The organism is Lysobacter antibioticus HS124, from assembly GCF_000336385.2.
In the GTDB taxonomy this organism is placed as follows: Bacteria; Pseudomonadota; Gammaproteobacteria; order Xanthomonadales; family Xanthomonadaceae; genus Lysobacter; species Lysobacter firmicutimachus.
On sequence record NZ_HG424501.1, the window covers coordinates 18,850 to 27,528 of the forward strand.

Genomic DNA, 8,679 nt, shown 5'->3' on the forward strand with positions numbered 1-8,679 from the left:
AGAAGACTGCCTTCCGGCGGCGATCGGCACCCAACGCACTTTCGCGCCGATGGCGGCCACCCACACTCGCCTTGCCTGTACCGTGGGCAGCGCCAAGATTGCGCCGTTCCTTCGCCGACCACACCGTTTACCGACCTCGCGCGGCAGCGCCCACCCGCCGCGACGCGATCGATACGATCGCCGCCCGGCACAGCCGCAAGGCGCGAGCTTCAAGACACCAGCAACTGCTGGCATAGCGCTCTTTATCCCAGGGCTCAGCGACACGACGTACGCCGATGCAACGCGGCACAACGCTGGACGCGACATCGCATCCAGCCTGTTCGATTCCGCATCGCTTGCAGGCTGCGCCGACCCGACTGATCCGCGGCCGGCGCCGCAACAGGGTACCGACCGGTTGCCGCATCGGTAGTGCACAGCGCAACCGGCCATATGGCGCGACTTATCGGATGTTCGGTGTGTGCTGGCCAAAGGCATGTGTCACGAATATCGCGACACATGCGTTTCGATTCATTGCCTGACGCAGGTCAACGACTCGCGTTCGTACTCAATTCCTCGAACACGCTCTTGCCCACCGAGGCCGACAAGTGGTTGAGGCCCATGACGATATTGGCCGAGGTGTCGGACACTTCGAAAACGCGGTCGCGGTATTTGACGCGCAAGCCGAGGCGATCGCGGCCGGCCATGACGCCGAACATCACCCGCACGCCGGGCGGTCGCTGGCGGATGTCGACGATGGCGACCTCGGCGACGTCGCTGTCGGATACGCGGGCCTGGTTCTCCGCCGCTTCCTCGGCGTAGGCCTGTTCGATCAGCGGCGGCACTTTGTCGTTGCGCTCGCATTCGCCGCAATCCCAGCGGATGTTCAACTTCGGCACGTGGCGCGGGTCCGTCGGCGCGGCGACGGCGGGCTCCATCGCGGGCGCCGGCGTGTCCTCGGCCGATGCGTTCGACGAACACAACGCCGCGGCCAGCCAGATCGAACCGAAAAACCGCTTCCTGCTCATAACGTTCCTTCGTCATTGGAGGGGATGGAGACGGCGCACCCGGGGTCGGCGCGCCGGCGCTGCGGATCATAGCAAGCGCCGTCGCGAGGTCGGCCACGACGTGCCTGCGCCGCTGGCGACGAAACCCGGACTGCGGCGACGGAACAGATTGACCTTGCCGGCGCAGTTGCCGACCATCGTCGTTCGCTCGGGCGTCGCCGGGCGCATCGTCTTACGGGGACTTCATGCCGCGTCGCCAGCTCGTCGGTGTATCCGTGTTCTTCGCTGTCGCCTTCGCCGTTCCCTGGCTGGGCTGGTCCCTGCTGGACCACGCCGCGTTGAGTTTGTGGCTGTTCCCGCTGTTCGTCAGCCTGGCCGGCTTCGCCGCCGCCTGGGCCGAAGGCGGCCGCGCAGGCCTGGCCGCGCTGTGCCGGCGGACCCTGCGCCTGCGCGGCACGCTGCGTTGGATCTTGGCGGCCGCGCTGATCCCGCCGGCACTGGGCGCGGGCTATCTGCTCATACAGGGCATACCGTTGAACGCGCTGCGGCCGGCGTTCGATATCGGGCTGGCGACGACGCTGGCTGCGGCGATCGTGACCGGGCCGCTGGCCGAAGAGTTCGGCTGGCGCGGCTATCTGCAACCCGCCCTGCTGCAGCGCCTGAGCCCGCTGGCCACCGCGCTGTTGATCGCTGCGGCATGGTCGCTGTGGCATGTGCCGCTGTTCGGCGCGGCGGTGTTCGGCAGCGTCGAATCGTCGCTGCGCTACGTCGGCTATCTGGCCGTCTGGTCGGTGTTCCTGGTCTACCTGGTCGAGCGCGGCGGTGGCTCGGTGTGGCCGGCGGTCGCCTTGCACTGGGCGGCCAATGTGCACGCCAACGTGCTCGGCGCGCTGTTCCCGTCGGTCGACGGCAGCCTGTTGCCCGGCGGTTCCAAGGGCCTCGGAACGTACCTGATCGTGACGGCGGCGTTCGTCGCCGTGCACTGGCGTTTCTTCGCCCATCGCGATGCGGCGATGCCGGTCGCGGCCGAAGCCGCGGCGCCGGGCCCGACCAGGCAGGCCGAGCGCTGAGTGCCCGGCCCGCCTCGTCGCGGTGGTTCAGTCCTGATGGACCTCGATCCAACCGTCGAAACCGTTGGCCTGCGCGACCGGGAAGTTGGCCGGCAATGCGCCCAGCACCGCCCCGCCGGCGACGTTGCCGGCCGCCGGCAGCGTCGCCGCGCCGTTCATGACCGCCGGCAACTGCGGCAGCTGGAAGCCCTGCGGGAAATTCACCACGCCCGCCATGGGGTAGTTGTCGATGTTGGCCGCTGCGGCCTGGGGCGACACATTAACCGGCTTGGTGATCGTGACGGCGCGCCAGGAAATCTTGATGAACGCCGGCGCATAGGAGTACAGGTTGGTATCGGCGGTAGTGTTCGCATCCGACCACGGGTCCTGCGAAGCCTGGACGCAGTAGTACACGCCGTACCAGACCGGCTGCTGGCCTTGGCCTGAGGTCTCGAATTGCCGACAGGCGGCGAGATAGGCATCGATATAACCCTCGACCGTCGCGTGGTTGGCGTTGCCGGTCGCGGTCAGCGGGGTCAGGTTCTGCCAGGTATTGCCCGGCCCGCCCCAGCGGCCGTTGATCAGATGCGCGCGCACCCAGTTGTTGTTGCCGTCGGTGGTGAATGTTTCGGCCGGTCCGGCGGGCAGTTGCGCATCCCATGGCGCGCCCACGGCGGTCGGCACGTTGTTGCCCTGCACCCCGGGCATGCACAGGTCGGGGCCCAGGATCGCCGCGGCGCTGGCCGCGCCGAAATTGATCTGCTGCCGCGGCGCCAGACCGCCGGTCTGGTATTGCGTCATCGTGAAAATGACCTGATCGGTACTCCAGCGCGGGTTGTTCGGTGACCCGGAATAGATGATGCGGCTCATGGCAGTGTCCTGTCGGGTCGTGGGCGGCGGGATGGCCGGATGACGCGCAAGACACGACCCTTCTACCGTGCGCAGCGGTCCGAAGCCGTGGCCGCGGTCGTCGGCGACAGCCGCACTGCGGCGGCGGTTGCGGCCGGCGGCGGCACGAACTCGTCGGTAACAACGCCCCGACGCGATGAGCGTGAAGCGTGCCGCCGCCGCGGCGGACAGGCAGACCCGCGCATCGGGCGAGCGCAACGACGCGGCACCGCGCGGCGCAGGCTCGAGCGGACCCCAGTCCCATCGTCATGGCCTTGGCCTGCGCTGCGGGACAGTCCGACGGCGCAGGGCCCGCCTCGACGAGCGGGTTCCCGGCACGAGACCTGTCGATACACGTCGCTGTGTGCGTCGCAGCCGGCACAGAGCCGCGATGCGGCCGGAATCCGCCTTCAGGCGGCGCGCGGCCTGCGCGCTATCGCCGTAGCGATGACGCCGGCCAGCACCGCGAACGCCAGTCCCAAGGCCAGATCGGCGGCGAAATAGCCCAGGTGCAAGCCGTAGTTCTCGCAGGCCCCGGCAGCGCAGTCGCCGCCGATCCGGCGGAACACGAACGGAAATCCGGCCACTTCCTGCCCGTCGTAGCGATAGGCCTGGCGGGTGCGCCAGTACGGCAGCGCGTTGACCGCAACCGCGACGGCGGCGGCAACGAGGAAACCGGAGAAGAAGGCGATCTTGGCTCGCACGGGTCGACGTCCTGGTCCGAATGCTGGGGCCGGGCCGACGCTCGCCTCGCACAAGCCGGGAACCGCTGCCCGAGGCCCGCCGCGTAAGGACGCATCGCCGGAGAGGCACTCACTCTACACAGGACGGCCGTCCGACGGCGCATGCGCGAGGGCTTCCGATACGCGAAGGTCCCGATCCCTGCGCCGCAGGCGAGCCCGCCTCGGTACGCGCTGCGATCGGGCGAGGTAACAGTCGGGCCGCTCGAGATCGGCGAGCAGGTCCGGCCGCATCGACAGCCAGCGACTCGCAAGCGCGCGCTGGAAGCCGCCGTACTCGCGCCAGCGAAATCGGCGAATCAACCGAGTCGATCGCGCCCACGCGATTCAACGGACGGGCCGAGCGCGCGGCCGATGGTTTCGCCGATGACTTCGAGCGACACGCTCATTCCGAACAAGGCGGCGGCCCTGTGCCGCCCGCCCTGGCGGCCCCAACGCCTACAGCCCGACCGGCGCCCTCCGCGCTGTGCGCACCGATGCCGAAACGGCAACTCCCTTCTTCCCAAAGATGGCCGTTCGGCCCTCGGAAACGACGGTTCGTCCCAAACCCTCACCGCCGCCGCCTCGAGCTGCAACCGGGCGACACGTCCCGGTATCTCCCTGATCGCACCGCTCACCAGCGACCAAGGAGAACCTCATGCGCAATACTCCCGCCTTTGCCGGGCTTGCACTTGCCCTTCTGTCATACGCCTTTCCCGGCCTGGCACGCGAGTCGCCTCGCTCGCACGTGGAAGACGTGGCGCGCGCGATCGAGCAGAACTACTTCGACGAAGCGCGGGCCAGGCGGATCGCGGCCGACCTGCGCGGCGCAGCGGCGAAGGGCGAGTTCGACACGCTCACCGAAAAACGCGAACTCGCGTCCGCATTGACCGTCAAACTGCAGCCGTTCGACCGGCACTTCCGCGTGGGCTGGACGGACGCACCGCGTGCGCAGGCGACCGCGGATAGCCCGGTGATGTCGCCGACGCAGCCGCAGGCCAAGCACCGTCGCGGCAACTACGGGGTGCGTCGCGCGGAGGTGCTGCCTGGCAACGTCGGCTATATCGATCTGCGCGGGTTCGCACCGTTCGAATTCGGCGTCGCCGGGCAGCCCGAGCGCCAGGCCATCGAAGCGGCATTGCAGCTGCTCGTCGGTACCGATGCGCTGATCATCGATCTGCGCGACAACGGCGGCGGCGCCCCGCAGATGGTCGGCTACCTCAGCAGCGCCTTCGTCAGGAAGGACGCGGACATCTTCAATACCTTCCATGGCCGCGATCGCACGATGAGCGAAGCGCCGCTCGACTGGTATCCGCAGCCGCGCCTGGATACGCCGCTGTTCGTACTGACCAGCGCGCGCACCGCGTCGGCTGCGGAGGCGTTCGCGTACACGCTGCAGAGCGCCAAGCGCGCCACCGTCGTCGGCGAAGCGAGCATGGGCGCCGCCAATCCGGGCGGCGACGTCGATGCGGGGCGTGGGTTCTCGGTGTTCGTGTCCTTTGCCACGCCGATCAATCCGATCACCAAGACCAACTGGGAGGGTCGCGGCGTGACGCCGGACGTCGTGGCGGAGCCGGCGGCCGCCCTGGTCACGGCGCGTCGCCTGGCGCTGGAGGCGGCGCTCGGCAAAGGCCTGCCGCCGGAGTCGGCCATCGACACCCGCTGGGCCCTGGACGCGTTGCGCGCCGAAGCCGGGGCATCGCCGCCTGTACCAGCCGACGACTATGCCGGCACCTACGGGATGATGACCGTCGGCACCGCCCAGGATCGCCTGGTATTGCAGCAGGGACGTCGGCCCGTGCGCACGCTGCTGCCGCTGGGCAACGACAGCTTCGCCGTGCTGGAGAACCCGAGCCAGCGCGTGGTGTTCCAGCGCAATGCCAACGGCCGGGTGGAAGCGCTGGAAGTGCGCCACTCGGACGGAGACGTGCAGCGCCATCGCCGGGGGCATAGCCTGCAATCGGCAGGAACCACGTCGAAGCGGTAGCCGACGTTGCGGACTGCAGGGGCGAAGGGAATCGACAGATCCCTCCGTCCCGATTGATTGGCGCGGGCCGGCGCATTCGCTGGCCCGCGCGGTCGGCTCGGAATCAGCCGGGCCACGAACCCGCCCCCTCCGCGGCGTGCGGGAGGGGGGCGAGAAGGGGCTTTCCCGATGCAGCCATTGGGTCTGCGATTGCGAGCGTCGGCCTACTGGTAACGCGCCACCACGAAAGCCGCCGGCGAGTTGCCGTAGCCCGCTACGACGATCTTGCCGTCGCTTTGCATGGCGAGCCCTTGAACCGCGGCATTCGCGCTGCCGACGGCGGTGACGACCGGGCCGAAGCTGGCGTCCGGATTGCCGAACGAATCGTAGCGATGCAAGGTCAACTGACGGTAGATGCCCGCTTGGGAGTAGCCGCCGACGACGATTCCGCCGTTGGCGTCGATGGCGACATCGCTGCCGACCGCATCGCCGCTGCCGATGGCGGTCAGCACCTTGCCGGTGCCGGAGCCGAAGTAGCTGTCCAGCGCGCCGGCGCTGGTGTAACGGACCACGGCGAATCGGTAGGTGTCGGCGCTCGCGCCCTTCGCGTAGCCGGCGGCGACGAGGTTGCCGTCGCTTTGGATCGCCAGCGAGGTGGCGATGGCGGCGTTGCCGGCGGAGGTGCCGCCGACATGGGTCAGGACTTTGCCTCCAGTGCCGAACGTGGTGTCCAGCACGCCCTTTGTGGTGTAACGCGTCAACGCGAACACGGTGCCGCCGCTCGACGCGTAGCCGGCCAGCACGGGTTTGCCGTCCGCCTGGATGACCAGGCTGTTGGCGAACGCGGAGCCGGTGCCGACCGCCGAGGTGACGGTGCCGGTGCCGCCGCCGAAGCTGTAGTCCAAGGTGCCGCCGCTGGTGAGGCGCGCCAACGCAAAGCCGGAGCCGGCGTAGCCCGCGACCCAGATGGAGGTTCCCTGCACGGCGACGGCATAGGCCTCCGAAGCGCCGGCGTAGAAGTTGACCGTCGCCTTGCCCGAGCTGCCGAAGCTGGCATCCAGCGAACCGTCCGCGTTGTAGCGATAAACCGTGAAGTTGCGGGTGGAGGTGAAGTTCGGACACGAGGTGCCGGCCACGACGATCTTGCCGTCCGCCTGCAGGGCGAGCGCGCGCGCCTGCCCCGAGCAGCTGCCGGAGGGCGCGGTAGCGACTTTGCCGGTGCCGTTGAAGCTCGTATCCAGTACGCCATTGGCGGTATAACGCGCCAGCGCGAATTCGCCGAGCGCCGTCTGGCCGGCGACCACGATCCGCCCGTCCGGCTGGATCGCCACCCGGGCGGCGGCGCCGTAGTTGCCGAACGCAGTGGAGGTGATGCCGGCCGTACCGAACGTCGGGTCCAGCGATGCGGCCTGTGCGAGCGTTGCGAATGCGCCGATGGCCATGCCAAACGATACCTTCATCGTATTGCTGATCACTGCGTGTTCTCCCCGTTGATGTGATTGAGTCCGTTCTTGGCTTGGCTCACCGCCGCCGCTTGCGTTGCGCGGCGGCGGCGCGCCGAGCGCGCAAGATCATGAAAGCGGCGGCGATGGCAGCATCGTCCGCCAAAGGTATCCGTGTTTGATGACAGACATCGCGCAAGCGGCCGTGCGACGCGGCGTAGCCTGGCCCATCGCACCGACGAACCATTCCTGGCAGCCGCACTCACCGCATGCACTGGACCTGCCTCACCCGCGGCCCTGCTTCTCGGTCCGGACCATGCCTAGGTGCGCGACGGCGAGCAGACCCCGAATTCGCGCGAACATTCAACGTCCCCTCGGCAAGTATGCGCCAGGCAAATCTCCGTCGTTGAGACGATCCGCGGACAGGGAAACGAACTCCGCATCGCGACCTGTCGCAGCCAGCGCGATCGGCTTATTTGGCAGAAGGAATTCGTCGGAAAAGAAATGGGGCCCCGGAGAGCCCCATGGAGTACTAGCGACTTTTAGGCGCCCGCGTAAAAGGCCGCAGCGCCCGCCTCACCCGCCGCGCATCAACCGCACTTGCTGTACCCGCAGTTCAAACAGGTCGCGCAGCCGTCCATGATCACCACCGCCTTGGTGCTGCACTTGTGGCACATGGTGGCGGTGGGCGGGAACGAGGCGCCTTCGCCGGTGACGGCGACGTCTTCGTTGCGGGCGTCGTCGGCGAGCGGGGCCGTCGGGCTTACGTCAGAGTTTTTTTTTGCGCGGTCTTCGTAGGCGCGGCGCTTTTCGGCGATCAGCGCGCGCTGGGCGTCGCTCATCTCCGGGTCGTGCAGCATGCCGATCGACTTGAGGTGGTCTTCGACGATGGCGCCCATCTCGGCGACCAGCGACGGCATGTACACGCCGCCGGCCTTGAAGTAGCCGCCGCGCGGGTCGAACACGGCCTTCATCTCGTCGACCAGGAAGGTCACGTCGCCGCCCTTACGGAACACCGCGGACATGATCCGGGTCAGGGCCACGATCCATTGGAAGTGGTCCATGTTCTTCGAGTTGATGAAGATCTCGAACGGACGACGCGATTCGTGCTCGGTGCCGGCGTTGAGCACGATGTCGTTGATGGTGACGTACAGGGCGTGCTCGAACAGCGGCGATTTGATCTTGTAGGTCGAGCCGATCAGGATCTCGGGGCGCTCGATGCGCTCGTGCATCTGGATGACGTTGTCGGCCGGCGATTCCTCGGCCTTGGCCGACGCGGCGCTGGCGGCGGCCGACTTGGCGGCGGCCTCCTTCGCCTTGTCTTCCGGGGTGACGACGCTGTAGCCCTTGATTTTCTTCTCGATCTTGACGGCCATGGGCCCGACTCCTGGTGCTGTATTGCTTGTTCTTGTGGGTGTTGCGGCGGCGGCCGCCGGCGGCTCCGGAGCGGCCCCGCCCTAGCCCCCTCCCGCAGCCGCGGGAGAGGGAGGGGACGGATCAGCGCTTGGCGGCCTTCTTGGCGGCCTTCTTCGCCGGCGCCTTCTTGGCCGCCTTCTTTACGGTCTGCTTGGCCGCGGCCTTCTTGGCCGGCGCCTTCTTGGCGGCGGCTTTCTTCGCCGGAGCCTTCTTGGC

At 68.1% G+C, this 8,679-nt stretch carries 7 protein-coding genes; 2 read left to right on the top strand and 5 right to left on the bottom strand.

Annotated elements, in window-relative coordinates:
* Positions 1 to 524: 524 nt before the first annotated feature.
* Positions 525 to 1,004 carry a hypothetical protein gene (locus TX83_RS11245; protein WP_064748041.1) on the bottom strand — a complete coding sequence of 160 codons (480 nt, stop codon included), beginning with the start codon at positions 1,002 to 1,004 and terminating at the stop codon, positions 525 to 527.
* Positions 1,005 to 1,258: 254 nt separating this feature from the next.
* Between TX83_RS11245 and TX83_RS11250 the strand changes: the two genes are divergently transcribed.
* Positions 1,259 to 2,053, top strand: coding sequence for a CPBP family intramembrane glutamic endopeptidase (locus TX83_RS11250; protein WP_186442585.1), 795 nt, complete (start codon positions 1,259 to 1,261; stop codon positions 2,051 to 2,053).
* 27 nt (positions 2,054 to 2,080) lie between these two features.
* Here TX83_RS11250 and TX83_RS11255 read toward each other — a convergent pair whose 3' ends face one another.
* Positions 2,081 to 2,902: a hypothetical protein gene (locus tag TX83_RS11255; RefSeq protein WP_064748043.1), complete on the bottom strand. Its 822-nt coding sequence runs from the start codon at positions 2,900 to 2,902 to the stop codon at positions 2,081 to 2,083.
* Between the two features lie 428 nt (positions 2,903 to 3,330).
* Complete coding sequence (locus tag TX83_RS11260; RefSeq protein WP_064748044.1) at positions 3,331 to 3,624, bottom strand: hypothetical protein; 294 nt, start codon at positions 3,622 to 3,624, stop codon at positions 3,331 to 3,333.
* 673 nt (positions 3,625 to 4,297) lie between these two features.
* On the opposite strand from TX83_RS11260, the gene TX83_RS11265 reads away from it, so the two are divergent.
* On the top strand, positions 4,298 to 5,626 hold the full coding sequence (locus TX83_RS11265; RefSeq protein ID WP_079248184.1) for a S41 family peptidase: 1,329 nt from the start codon (positions 4,298 to 4,300) through the stop codon (positions 5,624 to 5,626).
* A 203-nt stretch (positions 5,627 to 5,829) separates the two neighbouring features.
* Here the strand turns inward: TX83_RS11265 and TX83_RS11270 are convergent, their stop codons facing one another.
* A complete protein-coding gene (locus TX83_RS11270) occupies positions 5,830 to 7,065 on the bottom strand; it encodes a delta-60 repeat domain-containing protein (RefSeq protein WP_141233482.1) in 1,236 nt (411 codons plus the stop codon).
* Between the two features lie 572 nt (positions 7,066 to 7,637).
* Entirely contained in the window at positions 7,638 to 8,423 is a 786-nt protein-coding gene (locus TX83_RS11275; protein WP_064748047.1) for a hypothetical protein, read from the bottom strand.
* Between the last annotated feature and the right edge of the window lie 256 nt (positions 8,424 to 8,679).